This is a genomic window from Jiella endophytica (assembly GCF_004519335.1).
GTDB classification, from domain to species: Bacteria; Pseudomonadota; Alphaproteobacteria; order Rhizobiales; family Rhizobiaceae; genus Jiella; species Jiella endophytica.
On the sequence record NZ_SOZD01000004.1, the window covers coordinates 538,598 to 562,024 of the forward strand.

Annotated in this window: 16 protein-coding genes, 1 tRNA gene and 2 pseudogenes; 6 read left to right on the forward strand and 13 right to left on the reverse strand. The window is 65.9% G+C overall.

Annotated elements, in window-relative coordinates; all coding sequences use genetic code 11:
- The first annotated feature begins 5 nt into the window (after positions 1–5).
- From E3C22_RS15470 to E3C22_RS15480, 3 genes are read left to right on the forward strand one after another with little or no spacing between them, the layout of a single operon-like run.
- A complete protein-coding gene (locus E3C22_RS15470; protein WP_134762927.1) occupies positions 6–779 on the forward strand; it encodes an ABC transporter ATP-binding protein in 774 nt (257 codons plus the stop codon).
- Positions 776–1,672 (forward strand): polysaccharide deacetylase family protein, encoded by an 897-nt coding sequence (locus E3C22_RS15475; protein WP_134762928.1) that lies wholly within the window; start codon positions 776–778, stop codon positions 1,670–1,672. The genes E3C22_RS15470 and E3C22_RS15475 overlap by 4 nt, the downstream gene beginning before the upstream one ends.
- A complete protein-coding gene (locus tag E3C22_RS15480; protein ID WP_134762929.1) occupies positions 1,672–2,442 on the forward strand; it encodes a short-chain dehydrogenase/reductase in 771 nt (256 codons plus the stop codon). Before E3C22_RS15475 ends, E3C22_RS15480 begins: the two co-directional genes overlap by 1 nt.
- A gap of 105 nt (positions 2,443–2,547) precedes the next feature.
- Here E3C22_RS15480 and E3C22_RS15485 read toward each other — a convergent pair whose 3' ends face one another.
- The 7 genes and pseudogenes from E3C22_RS15485 to E3C22_RS15515 all read right to left on the reverse strand — a co-directional run bounded on the left by E3C22_RS15485 (position 2,548) and on the right by E3C22_RS15515 (position 13,235).
- Complete coding sequence (locus E3C22_RS15485) at positions 2,548–2,838, reverse strand: DsrE family protein (protein ID WP_134762930.1); 291 nt, start codon at positions 2,836–2,838, stop codon at positions 2,548–2,550.
- The gene (locus E3C22_RS15490) at positions 2,835–3,626 is read right to left on the reverse strand and encodes an ABC transporter ATP-binding protein (protein ID WP_206026971.1); all 792 of its coding nucleotides are present in this window, start codon (positions 3,624–3,626) and stop codon (positions 2,835–2,837) included. Before E3C22_RS15490 ends, E3C22_RS15485 begins: the two co-directional genes overlap by 4 nt.
- Complete coding sequence (locus E3C22_RS15495; protein ID WP_134762932.1) at positions 3,623–4,447, reverse strand: ABC transporter permease; 825 nt, start codon at positions 4,445–4,447, stop codon at positions 3,623–3,625. The genes E3C22_RS15490 and E3C22_RS15495 overlap by 4 nt, the downstream gene beginning before the upstream one ends.
- A 5-nt stretch (positions 4,448–4,452) precedes the next feature.
- Positions 4,453–5,505, reverse strand: coding sequence for an ABC transporter substrate-binding protein (locus E3C22_RS15500; RefSeq protein WP_134762933.1), 1,053 nt, complete (start codon positions 5,503–5,505; stop codon positions 4,453–4,455).
- Between the two features lie 491 nt (positions 5,506–5,996).
- Positions 5,997–6,086: transfer RNA gene (locus E3C22_RS15505), tRNA-Ser, on the reverse strand.
- Between the two features lie 503 nt (positions 6,087–6,589).
- Positions 6,590–11,227, reverse strand: a pseudogene (gene gltB, locus E3C22_RS15510) (glutamate synthase large subunit); the annotation flags it as partial.
- A 419-nt stretch (positions 11,228–11,646) separates the two neighbouring features.
- A pseudogene (locus tag E3C22_RS15515) lies at positions 11,647–13,235 on the reverse strand (sodium:solute symporter).
- A 355-nt stretch (positions 13,236–13,590) separates the two neighbouring features.
- Between E3C22_RS15515 and E3C22_RS15520 the strand changes: the two are divergent.
- Positions 13,591–14,022 (forward strand): pentapeptide MXKDX repeat protein, encoded by a 432-nt coding sequence (locus E3C22_RS15520; protein WP_134762935.1) that lies wholly within the window; start codon positions 13,591–13,593, stop codon positions 14,020–14,022.
- Positions 14,023–14,206: 184 nt separating this feature from the next.
- Here E3C22_RS15520 and E3C22_RS15525 read toward each other — a convergent pair whose 3' ends face one another.
- From E3C22_RS15525 to E3C22_RS15545, 5 genes are all read right to left on the reverse strand, one after another.
- Positions 14,207–15,073, reverse strand: a complete 867-nt coding sequence (locus tag E3C22_RS15525; protein WP_134762936.1) for an RNA polymerase factor sigma-32 — start codon at positions 15,071–15,073, stop codon at positions 14,207–14,209.
- 285 nt (positions 15,074–15,358) lie between these two features.
- Positions 15,359–15,970, reverse strand: a complete 612-nt coding sequence (locus E3C22_RS15530) for a CarD family transcriptional regulator (RefSeq protein ID WP_134762937.1) — start codon at positions 15,968–15,970, stop codon at positions 15,359–15,361.
- Positions 15,971–16,435: 465 nt separating this feature from the next.
- Positions 16,436–16,774: a ferredoxin FdxA gene (gene fdxA, locus E3C22_RS15535; RefSeq protein ID WP_134762938.1), complete on the reverse strand. Its 339-nt coding sequence runs from the start codon at positions 16,772–16,774 to the stop codon at positions 16,436–16,438.
- Positions 16,775–17,021: 247 nt separating this feature from the next.
- A complete protein-coding gene (locus E3C22_RS15540; RefSeq protein WP_134762939.1) occupies positions 17,022–17,462 on the reverse strand; it encodes an RNA-binding S4 domain-containing protein in 441 nt (146 codons plus the stop codon).
- Positions 17,452–20,868: a helicase-related protein gene (locus E3C22_RS15545; protein WP_134762940.1), complete on the reverse strand. Its 3,417-nt coding sequence runs from the start codon at positions 20,866–20,868 to the stop codon at positions 17,452–17,454. The genes E3C22_RS15540 and E3C22_RS15545 overlap by 11 nt, the downstream gene beginning before the upstream one ends.
- A gap of 577 nt (positions 20,869–21,445) precedes the next feature.
- Between E3C22_RS15545 and E3C22_RS15550 the strand changes: the two genes are divergently transcribed.
- Positions 21,446–21,697 (forward strand): type II toxin-antitoxin system prevent-host-death family antitoxin, encoded by a 252-nt coding sequence (locus E3C22_RS15550; RefSeq protein ID WP_134762941.1) that lies wholly within the window; start codon positions 21,446–21,448, stop codon positions 21,695–21,697.
- A gap of 11 nt (positions 21,698–21,708) precedes the next feature.
- Complete coding sequence (locus E3C22_RS15555) at positions 21,709–22,122, forward strand: type II toxin-antitoxin system VapC family toxin (RefSeq protein WP_280987910.1); 414 nt, start codon at positions 21,709–21,711, stop codon at positions 22,120–22,122.
- Between the two features lie 153 nt (positions 22,123–22,275).
- Here the strand turns inward: E3C22_RS15555 and E3C22_RS15560 are convergent, their stop codons facing one another.
- Complete coding sequence (locus E3C22_RS15560; RefSeq protein WP_134762943.1) at positions 22,276–23,265, reverse strand: glycine--tRNA ligase subunit alpha; 990 nt, start codon at positions 23,263–23,265, stop codon at positions 22,276–22,278.
- Positions 23,266–23,427: the final 162 nt, after the last annotated feature.

A 23,427-nucleotide genomic window follows, 5' to 3' on the forward strand; every position in this document is an offset into this window, starting at 1 on the left:
CGACCATGGCTGAAATCGCCCTTCGAAAGGTCGCCAAGACCTATTTCTCGGCAACGCCCGTCCGCGCCCTCGAGAGCGTCGACCTCGACATCGCCGAGGGCGAGTTCGTGGCACTGCTCGGCCCGTCCGGCTGCGGGAAATCGACGCTCCTCAACATCCTCGCCGGCTTCGAGGGCTCGAGCGAAGGCTCGGCGCTGATCGACGGCGGCGCCATCGGCAGGCCCGGCCCGGACCGCGGCGTCGTCTTCCAGGAGGCAGCGCTGTTTCCCTGGCTGACGGTCTGGGAGAACGTCGTTTTCGGACCGAAGATGCAGGGCCTTCCGAAATCCGAATACGAGGGCCGCGCCAGGGAGTTGCTGGCGACCGTCGGGCTGAAGGACTTCGCCCAGTCCTATCCGGCGCAGCTCTCCGGCGGCATGCGCCAGCGCGTCGGCATCGCACGGGTGCTGGTCATGCAGCCCCGCGCGCTTTTGATGGACGAGCCCTTCGGCGCCCTCGACGCCCAGACCCGCATGGCGATGCAGGAGCTGCTTCTCACCGTCTGGGAGAAGCTCAACACGACGGTGGTCTTCGTCACCCACGACATCGACGAGGCGATCCTCCTCGCCGACCGGGTCTTCGTGATGACGGCGCGGCCGGCCCGCATCGGCCGCGAGATCGCCATCACGCTGCCCCGCCCCCGCTCGATCGACGATCTGACGAGCCCCGAATTCACCCGCTACAAGGCCGAGATCATGGCCGAGATGCGCAGCGCCCACCATCAGGCGGAGACCGCATGAGCAACCCCCGCATTCCCTACCGCCTGTCCTCCGAGCGGCCGCCCCTGCCGGCGATGGAGGGCAAGCGCATCCTCGTCAATCTCGTCGTCAACGTCGAGAACTGGCAGTTCGACCAGCCGATGCCGAGGACAATCATCACCCCGCCGCACGGCCGCGAGACGGTGCCGGACGTCCCGAACTTCTCCTGGGCCGACTACGGCATGCGTGCCGGCCTGCCGCGCATGCTGAAGCTGTTCGCCGAGCGCGGCCTGCCGGCCTCGACCTCGATCAATGCCGGCGTCATCGCCGCCTATCCCCAGGCCGCCGAGGCGATGCGCGAGGCCGGCTTCGAATTCATCGGCCACGGTCTCCACCAGCGCGCCCTCAACCATGCCGGCTCCGGCGAGGCGGAACTCGTCGCCGAGACGATCCGGCTGATCCGCGACTTCACCGGCGCGCCGGTGCGCGGCTGGCTGAGCCCCGGCTTGCGGGAGAGCCTGGAAACGCCGGAGATCCTCAAGGCGAACGGCGTCGACCACGTCTTCGACTGGGTGGTCGACGACCTGCCCTCCTGGATCACGACGAAGGACGGGCCGCTGATGGCCATGCCCTACAATCTCGAGATCAACGATTCCATCGTCTACGCCATCGAGAAGCACGCGACAGGCGAGATGCTGAACCGTCTGACGCGGACGCTCGATCTGTTCCGGGCCGAGGCCGACGACAATCCGCGCGTCCTGGCGATCGGTCTCCATCCGCATCTGCAGGGCGTGCCGCACCGGCATTCGGAACTCGCCGACATGCTGGATCTCCTCTCCGCCTGCGACGACGTGCTGTTCACGACAGGCTCGGCGATCGCCGACTGGTATGGCTCTGTGGAGCCGGCCTCCGGTCACGCTGACGGAGGGGCCTGATGGACCTTCAGCTTGCCGGGCAGCGCATTCTTGTCACCGGCGGCTCGAAGGGCATCGGCTTCGCCATTGCAGAACTCTTTGCCGCGGAAGGCGCCGACATCATGATCGTCGGCCGTGACGAGGCGCGGCTCGCCGCCGCGAAAGACCGCCTTGCCACCCTTGGAACCGCGATCACCGCCCATGCCTGCGACATCGGCGACGCATCTGCCCGCAAGAGCCTGATCGAGACGGCCGGCGAGATCGACGTCCTCGTCAATTGTGCCGGGGCGATCCCCGGCGGCGATCTCTTCGCCCTGCCGATCGAGACCTGGCAGGAGTCCTGGCAGCTCAAGGTCTTCGGCTATATCGACATGACGCGGCTCGCGCTGGAAGGCATGAAGGCGCGCGGTTCCGGCACGATCGTCAACATCATCGGCGATCTCGGCCGCTCGCCGCGTTTCGACTATGTCTGCGGCTCCACCGCCAATGCCGCGCTCATCGCCTTCACCGAGGCGGTCGGGGCGAAGAGCACCGACTGGAACGTCCGGGTCTTCGGGGTGAACCCCTCCGGCACGAAGACCGATCGGGTGGTCCAGGTGGCACGCAAGAGAGCGGAGAGCGCGATGGGAGACCCGGAGCGCTGGCCCGAGATCCTCGCGAACCTCCCCTTCGGCCGTCTTGCGGAACCGGAGGAAATCGCCCGCATGGTCGTGATGCTGGCCTCGCCGCTGGCAGGCTATCTGTCAGGCACCGTCGTCGACGTCGATGCGGGGCTGCGGCACCGGAAGTGAGGCGGCAGGCGCGGGAGTGCCCTCCAGATCGCGGAATGCGCGCCGAGAGCCCCGCAGTTCATCGAGACCATTTCACCCGTCCCGTCGGCGCCCGCTCGCCGCCGATCACGCTCTCACATACGCCCAGCCCTCTTCCTGTCTGCGGACGAGATGAACGATGGCGGCAGGCACGCGAACGAGCCCCTCGCGGGGCTCGCGGCCCAGCCTCTTCAGCGTGTTCGAGCAGAGGACGAGATGGTCGTCCGTCTCGTCGGGCGCGTCGAGGGCAGCGGCGACCGCGCCGGCATTGACGACGATCTCGATCTCGGCGTCCGGCCCCTCGCGGATCAGGTTCCTGGCGTTCGAACGCGCCCTTTCGAGCGAAGCTGCATCCGCTGCATGGATCAGGACTTTCATATTCCCTCGCCGTCAGTGCCGCCCATCGCCGCCGAGATCCGTCCCGCAGCTGCCTCCTGGGCCTTGTCCTCATGGATGCGATTGCGGCTGCGCCGGCCCATCGGCTCGTCATGCACGACCATTGCCGGCGATCCGCTCATGACGAGGACGCGATCCGAGAGATAGGTCGCTTCGCGAATGTCGTGGGTCACGAAGAGGACGGCGAGTTCCCTCTCTGACCAGATACCCAACAACTCTTCCTGCAGATGCCTCCGTGTCAGGGCGTCCACCGCGGAAAACGGCTCGTCCATCAGGACGATTTTCGGCCGCACCGCGAGAGCCCTGGCGATGCCGACGCGCTGGCTCTGACCGCCTGACAGGTCCGACGGCCAGCGGTCGCGATAGCCCAGCATGTTGACCAGCGACAGAACCTCATCGATCCGGTCGGACCGCTCGCCTTTCGACAGGCCGAGCCCCTCGATCCCGTAAGCAATGTTCTCGCCCACCGTACGCCAAGGCAGGAGCCGGCTGTCCTGGAAGACGACGGAGCGTCGCCGACTTCCTTCGACCTGCTCGACGTCGAGGTGAAGGCGCCCGCCGTCGAGCGGCAACAGGCCGGCCAGGCAGCGCAGCACGGTCGACTTGCCGACCCCCGATCCGCCGACGAGCGAGACGAACTCGCCCGCCCGCAGCGACAGATCGAGTCCCGAAAACACCGGCGCGGCGTCCTTGCGATAGCTGTAGCTCGCATTCTCGACGCCAAGGACGATGGGACGCGCGGGCTGTTCCTTCACGGTTTGCGGGTTCAAGCCGGCCTCCATCTGAGAAGCCATCCCTCGCCCAGCGAAAAGGCGAAGTCCATCAGCCCGTAGATCAGGGAGATGATCAGCATGTAGACGACGACCGCGTCATAGGCACCGACGCCGGCTGCCGCGTTCATCTCCTGGCCGATGCCTGGAACGCCCAGCAGCTCGGCGGCGATCAGCGTCATCCAGGCCTGCCCGACGCCGGTCCTGACACCGGCCAGAATTCCGGAGGCCGCGCCCGGCAGGGTGATGGCGAATGTCACGTCGATAAACCGGTTGCGGCCGAAGGCGCGCGCCAGCTCGTAAAAGCGCGGATCGACATTGCGGACCGCGGAATAGGTCGCGAAATAGTTCACCCAGAAGACGCCGATCGAAATGACGAAGGCCGCGCCGGCGTGGCTGACCTGAAACCAGGCGATGGCGAAGACCACCCAGGCGAGCGGCGGGATCGGACGAAGGATCCGGGCGAGCAGCCTCTGCATGTCGTCGAAGACGCGGTTGACGGCGGCCAGGAGACCGACGACGAGGCCGAGACCCGTCCCCATCGACAGGCCCCAGGCATAGTGGATCAGGCTCGATCCGACCGCCGGAAACAGCCGCCCACTCTCGATCTCGCCGCGCAAAGCGGGAAAGATGGCGGAGGGATCCGGCAGGGTTCCGCGCGGCGCCCAGTCGAAGTCGAAGGCGAGCTTCCATATGCCGACGAAGACGATCACCCCGGCCAGACCGAGACCGATCCGCCGGGCGTGGATGAGTAGATCGCCTGCCTGGATAGAGGACTCGCGCCCTGCCGTCTTGTCCGCCGGGACGTTGATCAACGCCATGCGTTTCATTGCGCCGCGGCTTCAGGCTCTGCGGGCGCCTCCTGACCGTCCGCCGCCGTAAGCCGATCATAGAACGACGTATCGATCAGCTTCTCGACATCGACATCTTCCCGCAACGTGCCTTGCGCCTTCTGGAAATCGCGCATCGCGACGGTCCCTTCGACAATCTTGTTGGGATCCGCGACGAAGGATTGGCGCGAGCGTTCGAGCGCCTTGCGCACGACATCCAGCGGCAACCGCCCGCCACCGACATACTTCGCCACGGCCTCGGCGGCGCCCGGAGCCTTGTCGCGAAGCGCCTCGGTCGCATCGCGCTGCGCAGCGACCATGGCTTCAACCAGCTCGGGATGCTCCTTGATCAGCGCCCCGCGAACCGCGAGGACGGCCCCGGGCTGACCGAGAAACATCTCGGACCCCGACGCCAGAACCGTGGCGTCCGCATCACGAGACAAGGCGAGCGACACCGCCGGCTCCAGGATGGCCGCTCCGTCCACGGCGCCGGTCAAAAGGGCCTGCTGCACCTGCGCCGCGCCCTGATGGATGATATCGATGTCGCCCACGGAAGCGCCGAGCTGCTTCGTCAGCCAGTATTTCAGGACGGTGTCCGGCACCGAGCCGGTCGGGAAGGTCGAGATCTTGGCCTTGCGGCCGTATTTCGCGGCGAAGTCGGCAAAGGTCTGCTTCTTTACACCATCGGCGGCGAAACCGGCGAGGTCGCCGACGGCGATAAAGCTGATCTGCTCGACGATGTTGGATGCGACGACCTTGATGTCGGCGCCCCGCGCCGAAGCGACCATGGCCGGTCCGATGCCGAAATAGGCCGCGTCGAGCTGCCCCGAGAGCAGCGCCTGCACCATCGCCGGCCCTTCCTGGAACTCGACCAGATCCGGCTTGATCCCGGCTTTCGCAAAGGCGCCGTTCTCCAGCGAAACGAACAGCTGGGCATCCGGAAGGATCGGGAGATAGCCGATCTCGACCGGAACCTCGTCCTGGGCCTGAGCCGCGCCGGCAACAAAAAGGCCCGCGGTGAGCGCGACGATCTGGAGAATGCGGTTCATGAGGACTTCGTCTTTCGAACAGGACGTTTCGATTGGCCGGTATCTGCGGCGTCGAAGGGCAAGAAGCGAGCAACGAGCGTTCGAATTGCGGTCGATGATTGGGAAATTATGCTGATACCGAAACCATGGCTCGGCGTCGCAGTCGGGATCGGCGACCCCGATGTCCCGGCTCGTGACCGCCAGGCTCTCACGCGCTGTGTTATCGGGTCAAATGCCTGTCCCCACGATAATGACGTCCTCGTCACCACATGCGGTTACGCCTGCATGCACAGGAGAAGATCTGCGCCTCGACCGTCATGGCCCTGGTCAGAGGCTCGAAATCAGGTAAGCCGGCGACGGCATCTGACTTGTTAGCTCACGCAGACGATCTGGATATTTCGACCCGGTTCAGAGCATCCTGCAAGCCATCGACAATCCGTTCGGCACGAGATTGTCACCCATGTCTCAGGAACGATCTGTTACCCATGTCTCCGGGCCGGACATGGTAAGAATGGCGGAGAGGGGGGGATTCGAACCCCCGATACGGTTGCCCGTATGCCGCATTTCGAGTGCGGTGCATTCGACCACTCTGCCACCTCTCCAAAGGGGCGTCCGAACCGGGCGGCCGGCCGCTCGTCGCGCATGGCCGCACAGCATATGGACGGGATGATCTGCCAAATGGCGGATCACCATGCCGGGCGCGCCTGAGGCGTGCCAACGGTGTTGCCGGGACGGGGTCGACGTCGCCGGCGCGAGGCGTCTCTTATCAGCGCAACCTTTCCCGTGACAAGCCAAAACCGTCGCCCTTCGGCGTTTTCTCGGGCCGAAGCGGCGTGGGCGGGACGAAGCGCATTACAGCACCGGCCCGAAAATCGGAATCGATTTTCGGAAAAGCACCATGCGGTGATCCAATCACTCAGAGCGCCGTGCGTCCATTCGGACGTACGGCGCTCTCAATCGGCACGATCGAACCCCATCGGGCCTTCTCGCTGACGACCCAATCGACGTCATCGAGACATGGCGCGTAAGGCGCTGCAAAGCGGCGGGAGCAATGCGGCCCGGCACGGCGCTCGGGCCCCGCCTGCGAGGCCAAGCTCCGCCGCCGTCACTCCGCGGCGACGCCCATGCGCATCTTTTCCATCTCCTGCAGCGCCCGGCGATATTCCACCGGCATCACCTTGACGAAGCGCGGGCGGAAACTCTCCCAATTGTCGATCATCTCCTTCGCCCGGGTCGAGCCGGTGTAGTGGAAATGATTGGAGATCAGCTGGAACAGCCGCTCGTCGTCGTGGCGGGTCATGTCGGAGGAAACGTCCACCCGGCCCTTGTGCTGCAGATCGCCGCCATGGTGGTGGAGCTTTTCCAGAAGATCGTCCTCCTCCGGGACAGGCTCCAGATCGACCATCGCCATGTTGCAGCGCTCGGCGAAATCGCCGAGCTCGTCATAGACATAGGCAACGCCGCCAGACATTCCGGCGGCAAAGTTGCGGCCGGTCTTGCCGAGAATGACGACGACGCCGCCGGTCATGTATTCGCAGCCATGGTCGCCGGCGCCCTCGACGACGGCAACAGCCCCGGAATTCCTCACCGCGAAGCGCTCGCCGGCGACACCGCGGAAATAGCACTCGCCGGAGATCGCACCGTAAAGGACGGTGTTGCCGACGATGATCGATTCCTCCGGCACGATGCGCGCCTCGGGCTTCGGCCGGACGATCAGCTTGCCGCCGGAAAGCCCCTTGCCGACATAGTCGTTGGCCTCGCCGGTGAGCTCGAAGGTGATGCCGCGGGCGAGAAACGCGCCGAAGCTCTGGCCGGCGGTGCCGGTGAGTTTCACCGTGATGGTGTCGTCGCGAAGGCCTTTCAGGCCGAAGCGCTTGGAAAGCTCGCCCGAGAGCATCGCGCCGGCGGAACGGTCGACATTGATGATCTTGGTCTCGATCTCGACCTTCTGGCGGGCGGTCAGTGCCGGCTCGGCCTCGGCGATCAGCCTGCGGTCGAGGATGTCGTCGATCGGATGCTTCTGGCGCTCGGTCCAGCGCAGCCGCGCCGGCTCGCCCTTCGGCTTGAAGAAGATGCCGGAAAAGTCGAGGCCCTTCGCCTTCCAGTGCTCGATCAGCTCCTTCTTGTCGAGGAGCTGGGTCTCGCCGATGAGGTCGGCGAGATGGGTGACGCCGAGCCCGGCCATGATCTGGCGGACCTCCTCGGCGACGTAGAAGAAATAGTTGACGACGTGCTCGGGCGTGCCCTTGAAGCGCTTCCTCAACACCGGGTCCTGGGTGGCGACGCCGACCGGACAGGTATTGAGGTGGCACTTGCGCATCATGATGCAGCCGGCGGCGATCAGCGGCGCGGTGGCAAAGCCGAACTCGTCGGCGCCGAGCAGCGCGCCGATGACGACGTCGCGCCCGGTCCTCAGACCTCCGTCGACCTGCAGGCACACCCGCGAGCGCAGCCCATTGAGCACCAGCGTCTGCTGGGTCTCGGCCAGGCCCATTTCCCAGGGGCTGCCGGCATGCTTGATCGAGGTCAGCGGCGAGGCGCCGGTGCCGCCGTCATAGCCGGCGACGATGATGTGGTCGGCTCGCGCCTTGGCGACGCCCGCCGCCACCGTGCCGACACCGACCTCGGAGACGAGCTTCACCGAGATGTCGGCGGCCGGATTGACGTTCTTCAGATCGTAGATCAGCTGGGCGAGATCCTCGATCGAATAGATGTCATGGTGCGGCGGCGGCGAGATCAGCCCGACGCCCGGCGTCGAATGGCGGGTCTTGGCGATGGTCGCATCCACCTTGTGGCCGGGCAGCTGGCCGCCCTCGCCGGGCTTGGCCCCTTGCGCCACCTTGATCTGCAGCATGTCGGCATTGACGAGATATTCCGTCGTCACGCCGAACCGTCCCGACGCGATCTGCTTGATCGCCGAGCGCTCGGGATTGGCCGAACCGTCGCGCTGGGGCAGGAAGCGATCGGACTCCTCGCCGCCCTCGCCGGTGTTCGACTTGCCGCCAATGGCGTTCATCGCCCGTGCCAGGGTCGTATGGGCCTCGCGGGAGATCGAGCCGAAGCTCATCGCCCCGGTGCAGAAGCGCTTGACGATCTCGCTGGCCGGCTCGACCTCGTCGAGCGGCACAGGCTGGCGGCCGGCCTCCTTAGCCGACCTGATGCGGAACAGGCCGCGGATGGTCGAAGTCTCGACCGCCGCCTCGTTCACCTGCCTGGCATAGTCCTCGTATTTCTCGAAGGACCCGGTGCGCACGGCATGCTGCAGGGTGGCGACGGCATCCGGCGACCACATGTGGCTCTCGCCGCGCATGCGGTAGACATATTCGCCGCCGACGGCGAGCGAGCGCTTCAGCACCGGATCGTCCGAGAAGGCGAGGAGATGGCGCTCGGCGCTCTCGCGGGCGACCTCGTCGAGGCCGACGCCCTCGATGGTCGTCGCGGTGCCGGTGAAATAGCGGTTCACGAATTCGCTCTTCAGCCCGACGATGTCGAAGATCTGGGCGCCGCAATAGGACTGGTAGGTCGAGATGCCCATCTTGGACATGACCTTGAGGATGCCCTTGCCGATCGACTTGATGTAGCGGGTGACGACCTCGGTCGGGTCGACCTCCGGCGGGAACTCGCCCTTGCGATGCATCTCGAGCAGCGTGTCGAAGGCGAGATAGGGGTTGATCGCCTCGGCGCCGTAGCCGGCGAGGCAGGCGAAGTGGTGCACCTCGCGGGGCTCGCCGGATTCCACGACGAGGCCGGCGGCGGTCCTCAGCCCCTTGCGGATCAGGTGATGGTGCACCGCCGCGCAGGCGAGCAGCGCCGGGATCGGCAGCCGGTCCGGACCGACCTGGCGGTCGGAGAGGATGATGATGTTGTAGCCGCCGACGACGGCGGCTTCCGCCCGTTCGCACAGCCGGTCGAGCGCGCCCGCCATGCCCGCCGCGCCCTGTTCGGACGGATAGGTCATGTCGATCGTCTTGGTGTCGAAGCGATCCTCGGTATGGCCGATATTGCGGATCTTCTCGAGATCGCCATTGGTCAGGATCGGCTGGCGCACCTCCAGCCGCTTCTTGCGGGAGGAGCCTTCCAGATCGAAGATGTTCGGCCGCGGCCCGATGAAGGAGACCAGCGACATCACCAGTTCCTCGCGGATCGGATCGATCGGCGGGTTGGTGACCTGGGCGAAGTTCTGCTTGAAATAGGTGTAGAGCAGCTTCGACTGCTGCGACATCGCCGAGATCGGCGTGTCGGTTCCCATCGATCCGATCGCCTCCTGGCCGGTGGTCGCCATTGGCGCCATCAGCGTGCGGGTGTCCTCGATGGTGTAGCCGAAGGCCTGCTGGCGATCGAGCAGCGAGACGTCCGAGCGCGAGGCGCGCGGCGCCACGGGCTTCAGATCCTCCAGGATGATCTGGGTGTTCTTCAGCCAGTCGCGATAGGGGTTCGCCCCGGCGATCTCGTGCTTGATCTCGCCGTCGTCGATGATCCGGCCCTTTTCGAGGTCGATCAAAAGCATGCGGCCCGGCTGCAGCCGCCACTTCTTGACGATGCGGCTCTCGTCGACGGCGAGCGTGCCCGCCTCCGAGGCCATGATGACGAGATCGTCGTCGGTGACGATGTAGCGGGCCGGGCGGAGGCCGTTGCGGTCGAGGGTCGCGCCGATCTGCCTGCCGTCGGTGAAGGCGACGGCGGCCGGCCCGTCCCACGGCTCCATCAGCGCCGCGTGGTATTCGTAGAAGGCCTTGGTCTCGGCCGCCATCTGCTTGTTGCCGGCCCAGGCCTCGGGGATCAGCATCATCATCGCATGGGTCAGCGAGTATCCGCCCTCGACGAGGAATTCGAGCGCATTGTCGAAGCAGGCGGTGTCGGACTGGCCCTCGTAGGAGATCGGCCAGAGCTTGGAGATGTCGTTGCCGAAGAGCTCGGAATCGACCGAGGCCTGGCGCGCCGCCATCCAGTTGACGTTGCCGCGCAGCGTGTTGATCTCACCGTTATGGGCGACCATCCGGTAAGGGTGGGCGAGCTTCCAGGACGGAAAGGTGTTGGTCGAAAAGCGCTGGTGGACGAGGGCGAGCGCCGATTCGAAGCGCTCGTCGGCCAGATCCTTGTAGTAGGCGCCGAGCTGGTAGGAGAGGAACATCCCCTTGTAGACGATGGTCCGCGCCGACAGCGAGACGACGTAGAAGCCGATGTCCTCGCCCTCGGTCTCGGCCTGGATGCGGTTCGAGACGACCTTGCGCAGGATGTAGAGCCGCCGCTCGAAATCGTCCTCGCTGGCGATCGAGGCCGAGCGGCCGATGAAGATCTGCCGGTGGACGGGCTCGGTCGCGACGATCTCCGGCGCCTTGGAGAGGCTCTCGTTGGACACCGGCACGTCGCGCCAGCCGAGCACGGTCTGCCCCTCCTCGCGCGTCGCCTCCTCGAACACCTGTTCGATATGGGCGCGCTTCTCGGCGTCCTGCGGCATGAAGATGTGGCCGACGCCGTAATGGCCGGGTTCCGGCAAGGTAATCCCCTGCCCGGCCATCTCCTCGGCGAAGAAGCGATGGGGAATCTGGACGAGCATTCCCGCGCCGTCGCCCATCAGCGGATCGGCGCCGACGGCGCCGCGATGGGTGAGGTTCTGGACGATCTCGATGCCCTTCTCGACGATCGCGTGGGAATTTTCGTTCTTCATATGCGCGATGAAGCCGACGCCGCAGGCGTCGTGCTCGTTCCTCGGATCGTAGAGGCCCTGCTTCTTCGGCAGGCCGATCCGGCGAGGCTCGGCCGCGGCAGCCGAAAGATTGGCGTCAGATGGCGTCAGCTCGCGCTTTGCATGCGTCATCTCGTCGTCTCCCATCGGGCGCAGCCGGAAATTTGGCCGCGCGAACTGGACCCGCCGCAGATCTCCCGCTCCGTGGCGGCACTGCCGCGAGCTCGAGATTGCCGGATCGTCATGTCTCGGACTGGCCTTTTGCCATGCCCGGCTCTGTCAGGATAGAACCACGCCGCGCCAATCGACGCAGAGCATTGCGCTTTCTCGCGTGGAGGGCTGCAATATGGCAGTACCCCTGTCCTATCCGATGCAATATGGCAGATGTCGGGGGCGGCGGCAAGACGAGCCGGAAGCCGTCTTAGCCACGTCTCCGGGCCGAGGTCTGCCGCGGCGTCAGAGTGCCGTCTCCTGCATCACCACAGCCAGACGACCATCGCCGTCATGGCGAGGGTGAGCGCCATGGCGAGCACCGTGCGGTCGAGCCAGATCGGGCTTTCCCAATGGAAGAAGGTCCGGGCAGTGTCGCCGCTGTCCCAGACGAGATCGCCGATATTCTCCTTCGTCGGCCGACGGGTCGCGGCGCTGATCGCGACATGGGTGACGATGGCGGCGAGCATGATCAGGCTCGACATGATCGTGTAGTGAATGTCCGGCAGGCCGGCATCGCCCCAAAGGTCGGTGACTTCCTTGGAGACGAACAGCGGGACACCGACGAGAAGGCCGAGGATGATCGTCCAGAAGGCGCCGTTGCCGTTCAGCCAGGGAACGAAGAGGCCGAAAACGTAGACCACCACGATCGGCGGCACGACATAGCTCAGCGACGACTGGAAATAGCCGAACAGGCTCTCGAAGCCGGCGATCGACGGCGCGTAGACCGCCCCGACGACCATGGCGATGCCGGTGACGATACGGCCGAGCTTGACCATGGTCTCGTCCGAGATGTCCGGTTTCAGCGGCTTGACGAAGTCTAGCGTAACCAGGGTCGCGGCGGAGTTCAGCGCGCTGTCGAGGCTGGACATGATCGCGGCGATCAGCGCCGCCATGATCAGTCCCCGTACCCCGATCGGCATCAGTTCGAAGGCGAGCGTCGGAAAGGCGAGATCCGGGGTCTCGAGGTCCGGATAGAGCTTCAGGGCGATGAGCCCCGGCAGCACCATCAGGAACAGGTTGGGGATTTTCAGGAAGCCGGCGAAGAACGCCCCGTCCTGGCCCTCCCGCAGGTCCTTCGCGCCGAGGGTGCGCTGCACGACGAACTGGTTAATGGTCCAGTAGTAGAAGCCGAGGAGAACGACACCCCACAGGCCCGCCCACGGCAGGAAATCGTTGTCCAGCGGCAGGATCAGCCGGGTCTTGCTTTCGTCGAGCCCCTCGAAGAGCTGGCTCCAGCCGCCGATCTCGTCGAGACCGATCCAGAACAGCACCGCGGCGCCGACGATCAGTAGCACCGCCTGCACCGTGTCGGTGACCACCACCGCGGAAAGCCCGCCGAGTATCGTGTAGAGGCCGGCGACCAGCGCGAGGACGGCGACGGCGGTCCAGAGGTTGAGGAAACCGAAGGTGTTGGAGATGACGAGGCCGCCGGCATAGAGCGCCCCGGCGGTGTCGATGAACAGGATGGCGAGAAGGCCCGGCGCGAGCGCACGTCGTAGCGCTCCTCGAGATATTCCGGCACGGTCGCGACCCTGGCGCGCAGATAGGACGGCAGGATGAAGATCGCGAAGATGATCAGGACGAAGGCGGCCGTCCATTCGTAGTTGAAGATGACGACGCCGTTCTCGTAGGCGCCGCCCATCAGCCCGACGAAGCTCGAGCCGGACATGTTCGATGCAAACAGCGAAAAGCCGATGAGATACCAGGGCAGGCTGCGGCCGGCGAGGAAATAGCCGTCGGCGCCCTCCTTCTGCCTGCGCGAGATGTAGACGCCGTGGGCGATGATGCCGGCGAAATAGATGGCGACGATCAGATAGTCGAGCCAATGCAGGCTGTAGCGTGCTTCCTCCATCCCCGATGTCCCTCCCAAGATTCGGGTTGTCGTCTTTTGTTTTCATGATTTTAAGTTGATGCGTCGGTCCTGCCGTCAACCCCCTCAGCGTCGCGGGCGGCCGACGGTATCGGCCCGAAGATCGGCATCGATTGTCGGCAAGCACGATGCGGTGATTCAATTACTTGCAGCGTCCATTCGGACGCCCGGCGCTCGGGAGAATCTGCCGACGGCTCTTCAGCGGGCCGGCGCGGCCGCCGCATCGCTTGCTCACGGACAAGTCATAGCTTCAGGCTCGCGCAGCGTAACGCCGGCCCGGCCCGGGCCGAAGCCTTCTGCGAGCGCCATCCCGGCGTTCTCACAGGAGGATCACACCATGCGCAATCTCACCCTGACAGCCGCCGCCCTCGCCGTCGCCGCTTTCGCTGCTCCTGCCTTCGCCCAGGACACGATGAAGTCCGATACGATGAAATCCGACACCATGAAGTCCGACACGATGTCCTCGGACAGCATGTCGTCGGACACCATGAAGTCCGACGCGATGGGCTCCGACGGCATGAAGTCGGATGCCATGTCGTCCGGCGCCATGATGACGATGATGAAGCCTGGCGAGGTCATGGCCGTCATGCCGGACGGCCACATGGGCACCGCCATGATGGACGACAAGATGATGATGGACAACATGATGAAGCACGGCACGGCGGTGAGCCACTGCATGCTCTTCATGACCGGCGAGGACGGCAAGACCATGATGATGGAGGCGACCGCTTCCTCGACCATGGCGGAATGCGAAAAGATCGCGAAGTAGTTCGGAAAGCGCACGCGCGTTCGGGCTCGCCGGCAAGGCGTCGACCTCCCGGCGGGCGCAGCAAGATCGGCAGCCGCCCGCGAGAGAGGCCTCGGCCGCCGGATCGGCCCGCCCGGCAAAAGAAAAAAGCGGAGGGACCGTCGGGCCCTTCCGCTTTTTCGTTCTTGAGAATGCGTGACCGGTGTCAGCTCACATAGGCAGCGCGGTCGCCATTCGTCTCGAGCAGGGCGACCCGCAGCTTCTCCAGCGCCCGGGTCTCAATCTGGCGGACCCGCTCCTTGGAAATGCCGAGCTTGGTGCCGAGCGCCTCCAAAGTCGCACCGTCGTCCTGCAGCCGGCGCTCGCGGATGATCTTCAGCTCGCGCTCGGACAGAACGTCGAGCGCACTGTTCAGCCAGGTGACCCGGCGCTCGTCGTCGATCGAGCTCGACACCATCTCGTCGGGAAGCGGCGCGTCGGAAACGAGAAAATCCTGCCGGTCGGCAGAGCCGGATTCGTCTTCGATGAGGGGGGCGTTGAGCGAGGAGTCCGGGCCGGAAAGGCGGGAGTCCATCAGCGCCACGTCGCCTTCGGAAACCTTCAGGGCGGTGGCGATCTCGCGGTACATCGCGGTGCCGGAAAGGCTCTCGGAGCCCTGGCTGAGGCGGGCGCGCAGGCGGCGCAGATTGAAGAACAGCGCCTTCTGGGCCGAAGAAGTGCCGCCGCGGACGATCGACCAGTTGCGCAGGATGTAGTCCTGGATCGAGGCGCGGATCCACCAGGTGGCATAGGTGGAGAAGCGGACCTCGCGCTCCGGCTCGAAACGGGCGGCCGCCTCGAGCAGGCCGACATGGCCCTCCTGGATGAGATCGCTCATCGCCAGGCCGAAGTGCCGGAATTTCGAAGCCATGGAAATCACCAGCCGCATATGCGCCGAGGTGATCTTGTGGAGGGCCTCCTGATCGCCGTTCTCCTTCCAGCGGACGGCCAGCTCGTACTCTTCCTCCCGCTGCAGATAAGGCGCGGCCATCGCAGCGCGGATCATGGTGCGACGAGCAGACTGTGACTTCATGGGACCCTCCGGTCGGTCAGAACGGCTTTTGATGCCTCTGGCGTACGGAACGCACGCTCCGGGTCCTGATGAAACGCGCCAGACGGGCTAACGTTCCCAAAAGGGCAAACTTTTTGGAGCGATGTAGAAAGGGAGGGGAAAAAGGCAAGCGTTTCATTGCGATAACGCTTTCTTCAGCTTTTGTAACATCGCGCGACGACAAAAAAAAGACCGGCCGCTGCGAAAGCGGCCGGTCCTGGTGGCGAATGTCTCGGGTCACCCGCCCTTTCGGGCCGGCGAAAAAGCTCAGGCGGCCTCTTCCTGCGTCGCGCCGGCGTCGTCGGAATCGTCCGCGTCGTCGGCATCGGCGTCGGCTTCCGCGGCGCCCTTCGGTCCGCGCTTCGGCCCCTTGTTGAGATTGACCTCGATCAGCCGGACGGCCTCAGTCTCGGAAACCTCGTTGACGGCGGCGAGCTCGCGGGCCATGCGGCCGAGCGCCGCCTCGTAGAGCTGGCGTTCGGAATAGGACTGCTCGGGCTGGCTCTCGGCACGATACAGGTCACGCACCACTTCGGCGATCTGGATCAGGTCGCCGGAATTGATCTTGGCGTCGTATTCCTGAGCCCGGCGGCTCCACATCGTCTTCTTCACACGCGCGCGGCCCTGGACCACCTTCAGCGCGCGTTCGACGAAATCGGTCTCGGACAGCTTGCGCATGCCGACGGACTTCGCCTTCGCAACGGGAACCTTGAGCCGCATCTTGTCCTTCTCGAAGTCGATGACGAACAGCTCGAGCGTCATGCCCGCAACCACCTGTTCCTCGATCGCGACGATCTGGCCGACACCGTGCGCAGGGTAGACGATGCTTTCACCGGTCCGAAAGCCCTGGCTGACCGTTGCCTTCTTCTGACTGCTCATACGCTTTTTCTAACTCCCTGTTGTGCCGGGCCGAAACAGCCGCTAGACACGGGCGGTGGCTCGGAAGCCACCGGTTTGCGACGATCCCTCCAGCAGGATCGACTGATCGCAGCCGCGGTTCGGCCGGGACACCCACCATCTTGCAGGCCGCATGATCGATGCCGATCCGTTGCGGGGACCGACGTCATGGCTGCTGTGGGGGAAACGTCCTTTCGGAAACCGCCCAGTACCATCGGATCGGTACGGGACGTTGCAGTGCCTTGGCACCCGACTGTGTTTTAGAGCTTACAATATTCCGGCGGAAAATTCAAGGAATTCGGGGGGATGCCGCAATTGTGCAACGCAGCGGCCGAATCGCCCGGATTCAGGACGCTTCAGCCACTGGCATCAATGCCGATCTTAACCACGTCCGGCAAAGCCGCCAGATAACTCCTCTGGCTCGCCGGATGTTACAAGGGGGGCGGTTCAGTCGCCCTGGCCGGGCTCGGCGGAGAAATATTTCTCCAGCTTGCCTTCCTCGCCGTCAAATTTCTCGCCGTCCGCCGGGCCGTCACGCTTGATCGTGATGTTCGGCCACTTGTCCGCATATTCGGCGTTCAGCGTCAGCCAGGTGTCGAGGCCCGGCTCGGTGTCCGGCTTGATCGCCTCGGCCGGGCATTCGGGTTCGCAGACGCCGCAGTCGATGCACTCGTCCGGATGGATGACGAGCATGTTGTCGCCTTCGTAGAAACAGTCGACCGGACACACTTCGACGCAGTCCATATATTTGCAGCGAATGCAATTGTCGGTCACGACGTAGGTCATCTGTCATCCTTTTCGGCGGCCGGTCGATCGGCAGCGGCCGCAGTCTCGCCCGCTCTTTTGCATCGCGGCAGGGGCGTCACCAATTTTCCTCAGGACCTAGCCACTCGCCATTTCGCTTGCAAGCGCAAAGCTTGTCGTCGGATCGGCCGTTTCGGCAAAGTCATTCCACTTCGCTGGCGACCTCGGCCGCCCACTTGGCCCGCTCACTCCGCCCGGCGCAGATCTCCGGCAGAGCGCCGGCCGACCGTTACGGCTGATCGCCGCCCTTCAGCCTCGCCAGCGCGCGGCGATCCTTCTTCGACGGTCGCGGGGCGCCTTTTTCCGGCGCGTCCGGCCGGAGCGACGGCTCCGGCGCAGCGCCAGCGGTGCCCGCCTGCCCCTCGGACGGTCCGGTCAGATCCTCGTAGAGCAGCACCGCCTCGCTCGCCGGACCGCGCCGCTCGCCTGGATGAAGGATCTTCAGGACGCGGACAGCGCGGGCATAGGAGATCGTCAGCGTGTCGCCGACGCGCAGTCGCCGCGCCGGATCATCGATCTTGTCGCGATTGACCCGGACGCCGCCGGACAGGACGAGCTTCTGGGCAAGGGTCCGGGATTTCACCACCCGGGCGAAGAACAGCCACTTGTCGACGCGCTGGGCGCCGGCGGACGCGGCTCCCTCGCCCGTCTCCTTGCCGTCAGCGGCCAAGCTTTTCCTTCAGCGCGGCGAGCTTGGCGAAGGGCGAATCCGGGTCGATGCGCTGCGGTCCCCGGTCCCGCCGGCTGCCGCCGTCGTCCCGCGGCGGGCGGTTCGAACCCTGGTTCTCGCGCTCGCCGAAGTCCTTGCCGTGGCGCTTCTTGCCTTTCGGGCCGCCCTTGCCGTGACGCTGCTGGCGCTCCGATCCTTCGCCGCGACCCTCGCCGCCAACGTAGCGTTGCTGCCTTTCGCCACCGCCCTCGCCGGCCCCGAAATTCTGCCGCGCCTCGCCGCGATGGCTCTCGCCCGAGCCGTGACGCCGGCCGCGTCGGCCCTGGCGGTTCTGACCGGAATGGTCGCTGCGGCTCGGCCGCCAGACCTGAATGACCCGCGGTTCTGCCGCCTCGGCAGCGGCCGCCTCGGCTCCGGCGGGTGCTGCCTCTGCCGTTTCCGCGGTCGGGGCCTGCGATGCGGAGGGGTTGGCATCCGAGGATGCTGCAGCAGCCATGTCTTCCGCAGCCGACCCTGAGGCAGCGTCCTCCGGAGCCTCAGCGGTCTCCGGGGCTGCGGCCTCTGCGGCGTGGGTCTCCGCTGCGATGATCTCGGAATCCTCGGCGGCAACGGCTGCATCCGAAGCTGCACCGAGGCTCTCGTCGGCGTCGCCGGCCGCGACCGCCGGTTCTTCGCTCGCCGCGGGCGGCCCGGCCATCCCGGCCGGAGCCGGTTCGGCGGCGGCTTCCGTGCCCTCGGGCGCTGCGGCCGCAGTGCTGGCAGTCTCGCTTCCGCCAATCTCGCTTCCGGAAATCTCCGCTGCTGCCTCGGGCACCTGCGGCGCCTCGGCGCTGGCGGCAGCTTCCGCCACCTTCTTCTCGGCCTCGGCCTTCGCGGCGGCTTCTTTCGCGAGCGCCTCCTCGTCGAGGCGGGAAAGCTCGGTCTCGACGGTCTCCGCCTGCATCGGCTGCGAGCGGTAGCCGAGACCCTTCAGGATCTCTTCCATGTCGTCGGCGGTGGCGCCGAGGATCGACATCATCGCCGGAGTGACCAGGAACTGCGAGCCGTTGAAGCCGCCGTCCGGCCGCCTGCCGGCGCCGGGCTTCCACGACAGCGCCGGGCGGATCAGATCGGCGAGCCGCTCCAGAATGTCGACGCGAACCGCGCGGCGCCCGAGCAGCCGGTAGCCGGCGAGCTTGTAGAAGATCGGATCGTATGTGGTGTCGGCGACGGCCGAGGTGCGGCCGGTCGACAGGAGATGGGTGACGTCGCCGAAGCCCGGCTTGTCGCGGGCGTCGTTCTTCACCGCAAAGAGCAGCGTCAGAAGGCTGGCCGGTGCCGGCTTGATCAGCGTCGGCACGAAGATGTGGTAGGCGCCGAAGCGCACGCCGTAGCGGCGCAGCGCCGCCCGCGCACCCTGGTCGAGCGCCCGCACCTCCTCGGAGACGTCGCGGCGCTGCAGGATGCCGTATTCCTCGACGAGGCGATAGGCGAGCCCGCGCGCGACGCCTTCCAGGCCCTCGGCCTGCTTCAGATCGGCGAGCGGCTTCAGGACGGTCGAGACCTGATAGGTGACATAGCGATCGAGCCTCTGGGCGACCATGTCGCGCATCGGGCCGGTGAGCTGCTCGTCGGCAAGCAGCACGACATGGGGCTTTAGGGGATCCTCGCCCGCCGTCAGCATCGCCACCGGCGCGCCGAGCCAGCGCACCAGGCCGTCGGAGCCGAGCGCCAGATCGCCGTTCGGCGAATTGGCGAAACGCTCCGCCCGCTTCTCGAACTCGCCGGCGAGAGCCTTCTGCGCAGCCGTGCGCACCGCACGGCCATCGGCGCCGTCCGCCTTGCTGTCGGCGGAGAAACGGAAACCCTGCAGTTCGCCGACGGCGTGGCCTTCGACCGACACCGTCCCATCGCTGGCGATCTCTGCTTCCATGAACGCGTTCTCTCTCAGCCGCTTCATCAAGACGCTTGTCCTGCGGTCTACGAACCGTTTCGTCAACCGCTCGTGCAAAGCGTCGGACAGGCGATTTTCGATATCGCGTGTCTTTTCCTGCCAGTGTGTCGGATCGGCAAGCCAGTCTGGCCGGTGGGAAATATAGGTCCAGGTGCGGATCTCGGCGATGCGCTGGGACAGCGTGTCGAGATCGCCTTCGGTCCGGTCCGCCCGGCGGACCTGCGCCGCCATGTAGTCCTCCGAGACCCGGCCGTTCTCGACGACGTCGGTATAGATCGAGGCGATGATCTCGGCATGCTGGGCGGGGGCGATGCGCCGGTAGTCCGGCAGCTTGCAGGTCTCCCACAGAAGCTCGACCCGCTTCGCCCCGCGGGCCCGTTCGGCAACGTCCGGGACCTTCGAGAGGAACTCCAGCGCCCGCTGGTCGACGGCGGGCAGCGCCTTGGTCAGGGCATCGCTGTCCGGCAGCCGCTCGAGGCTGGCCTTGAGGGCGTCGAGGGAGGAAAAGTCGTGGTCGCCGCTCCGCCACTGCAGCACCTTGACCGAGGTGAACGCATGCGCCTCCAGCGCCTCGACCAGCTCGTCCGGCAGCGGCGAGACCTGCCCGGTGACGCCAAAAGTGCCGTCGCGGACATGCCGCCCGGCCCGTCCGGCGATCTGGCCATATTCGGCCGCGGTCAGCTGGCGGTACTGGAAGCCGTCGAACTTCCAGTCCTGGGCGAAGGCGACGTGGTCGACATCGAGATTGAGGCCCATGCCGATGGCGTCGGTGGCGACGAGATAGTCGACCTCGCCGTTCTGGTAGAGCTCGACCTGGGCGTTGCGGGTGCGCGGGCTGAGCGCCCCGAGGACCACGGCAGCACCGCCGCGCTGGCGGCGGATCAGCTCGGCGATGGCATAGACCTCGTCGGCCGAGAAGGCGACGATCGCCGAGCGGCGCGGCAGCCGCGTGATCTTCTTCGAACCGGCATAGACGAGGTTCGACAGCCGCGGCCGGGTCTGGGTGGAAAGGCCCGGGATCAGCTGCTTCAGCACCCCCTGCATGGTCGAGGCGCCGAGCAGCAGCGTCTCCTGGAAGCCGCGGGCGGTCAGGATGCGGTCGGTGAAGACGTGGCCACGTTCGAGATCGCCGGCAAGCTGCACCTCGTCGATGGCGACGAAGGCGGTGCCGGGATTGCGAGGCATCGCCTCGACGGTGCAGACGAAATAGCGGGCCTTCGGCGGGCGGATCTTCTCCTCGCCGGTGATCAGCGCCACGGCACCGACGCCGACCCGGTCGCAGACCTTCTGATAGACCTCACGCGCCAGAAGCCTCAGCGGCAGGCCGATGGTGCCAGAGCCATGGGCGATCATCCGCTCGATGGCGAGATGGGTCTTGCCGGTGTTGGTCGGCCCGAGCACCGCGGTGACGGCGCTTTCGGCGGAACGGGTTGCGGCGGGGCCTGGATGGGAAGCGAAGGTCAGTCGGCTCATGAGCCCGTCGATTGCGGATCGCGGCGGGAAGCGAGCACAAGGATCTCGCTGTTGTTGCGCTAACGTAGTGCGTTGGCATGCAATGCAAAAGCCTCGGCTATGACACGAAGCGAGAATGCGGCTACCGCATGGGACGCGGCATCACCCGGCCCAAGCCCGCCCGCCGCTGCGGCGGCAGGCGACGATGTCCTTCCTGGCACCGCAAGCTCGGCCGGCGATCCGCGGGCCGAGCCCGCCTTGTCGTCGGGGATCGGGAACGCAAGGGCTGCGAAATCCCGAGCCTGCCTGTTTCAGGGCGATCGTCTGAAGGCATGCGCCGCCGCTGACGCTTCGATCTCCCCCCTTGCGAGGGAGATGGGTGGCAACTCAGAGGGGGGTGCGGCGCCGACATCGCATGCGCTTGGCACCTGTCGTACCCCATTTGCCTTATAAGCCTGTCGAAGGGCGGCATCTCCCCCGCAAGTGTTGGAGATCACGCCAATAGCAAGCGCTGCCCCTGCCCCGAACGATCGCCCTGTTGCCCGCTTGACCTGCTCGATGTAGTAACATATTTTCTTGTTACTACAGTGGAGCGCCTATGGTCACGATCTCGTCGCGTGAACTCAATCAGGACATCGGGGCGGCAAAGCGCGCCGCCGCCGTCGCGCCAGTGGTCGTCACCGATCGGGGCAAGGCTGCCTTCGTCCTCATGAGCTACGAGGACTTCCGGCGGATGAGCGGCGAGACCGCCGGCCCCACCATGCTCGATCTCCTCGCCAGCGACGACGCCGCCGGCATCGACATCGACTTCGAGCGCCCGGCCCTTGATGGCCGAAAGGTCACGTTCTGACCACTTACCTCATCGACACCAACGTCCTTTCGGAAGCGCGCAAGGGCCGTCGGGCCGATCCGCTCGTGCAGCGGTGGTTCGTGGAGGTGCCGCAGCGCGCCTTCTTCCTGTCGGCGATCACCATTCTCGAGATCCGCCGGGGCATCCTGCGCCTTCAGCGCCGCGCCCCCGACGATGCGGCCGTCCTGGACCGCTGGCTCTCCGGCAGGGTCCTGCCTGCCTATGACGGCCGCATCCTGCCGTTCGGCGCCGCGCAGGCGATGCTTTGCGGCGCCATGCAGGCCGAGGCAGGCACCGAGAGCTATGACAGCCTGCTGGCGGCGACCGCCGCCGTCCATGGCCTCGTGGTGCTCACCAGGAACACGCGGGATTTCCGCTTTCCCGAGATTACGGTCATCGATCCATTCGCGCAGGGTCCGGGCTAGAGCGACACGCGGTCATTCGGACGCGCAAAGGACGCTCCAACTTCGAGAATCAGTGCATCGTGCTTGCCGAAAAGCGATTCCGATTTTCGGGCCGATGCTCTCGGCGACCTTCGCTGCCAAAACACTGTCTGGCCGCAACGCCGGGAAAGCGGATCAGCCCCGCCAATTCGCCCCGCCGGCGTCGGTGAGCAGAAACGCCTCGCCGCAGGCCTTCGCCAGGTTGCGGACGCGCAGGATGTAGCTCTGGCGCTCGGTCACCGAGATCACGCCGCGGGCGTCGAGCAGGTTGAAGACGTGGGAGGCCTTGATGCACTGGTCGTAGGCCGGCAGGACGCAGCGATGCAGCTGCGCGGCCCCGCTGGTTGCCTCGCCCCCCTCACCCTGAGGTACCGCCGAAGGCGGCCTCGAAGGGTCACCCGCCGCGAGGATGGCCTTGCACTCGTGTTCCGCATCGATGAAGTGCTGATGCAGGATCTTCGTGTCGGCCATCTCGAAATTGTAGCGGGAATATTCCTGCTCGGCCTGCAGGAAGACGTCGCCATAGGTGACCTTCTCGGCCCCCTCGCGGCCGTTGAAATTGAGGTCGTAGACGTTGTCGACGTTCTGGACGTACATCGCCAGCCGCTCGAGCCCGTAGGTCAGCTCGCCCGCGACGGGGGCGCATTCGATGCCGCAGACCTGCTGGAAATAGGTGAACTGCGAGACCTCCATGCCGTCGCACCAGCATTCCCAGCCGAGCCCCCAGGCGCCGAGCGTCGGGCTCTCCCAGTCGTCCTCGACGAAGCGGATGTCGTGGAGGCCGGTGTCGATGCCGATCGCCTTCAGCGAGCCGAGATAGAGCTCCTGCAGGTTCGACGGGTTCGGCTTCAGGATCACCTGATACTGGTAGTAATGCTGCAGCCGATTGGGGTTCTCGCCATAGCGCCCGTCCTTCGGCCGCCGCGACGGCTGAACGTATGCGGCGTTCCACCGCCGCGGCCCGAGCGCCCTGAGCGTCGTCGCCGGATGGAAGGTGCCGGCACCGACCTCCATGTCGTAGGGTTGCAGCACCACGCAGCCGTAATCGGCCCAGTAGCGGTGGAGCGTCAGGATCAGCGCCTGGAAGGAGCGGCGCGGGTCCATGTGTGGAGGCATATCCGACATGATCGAAGCGGTCCGGCATGAGCCCACCGGCATTGCGGGCGGGCGAAAAGGGGTCGGACGCGAGTTGCCATGCCGGCGCGCGGCCGGTCAAGGCGGCACTTGCCGCGGGGCAGGCCGCGGCCCACAATTCCGGGTGGTCGTCCGACGGGAGAGGACGACGGA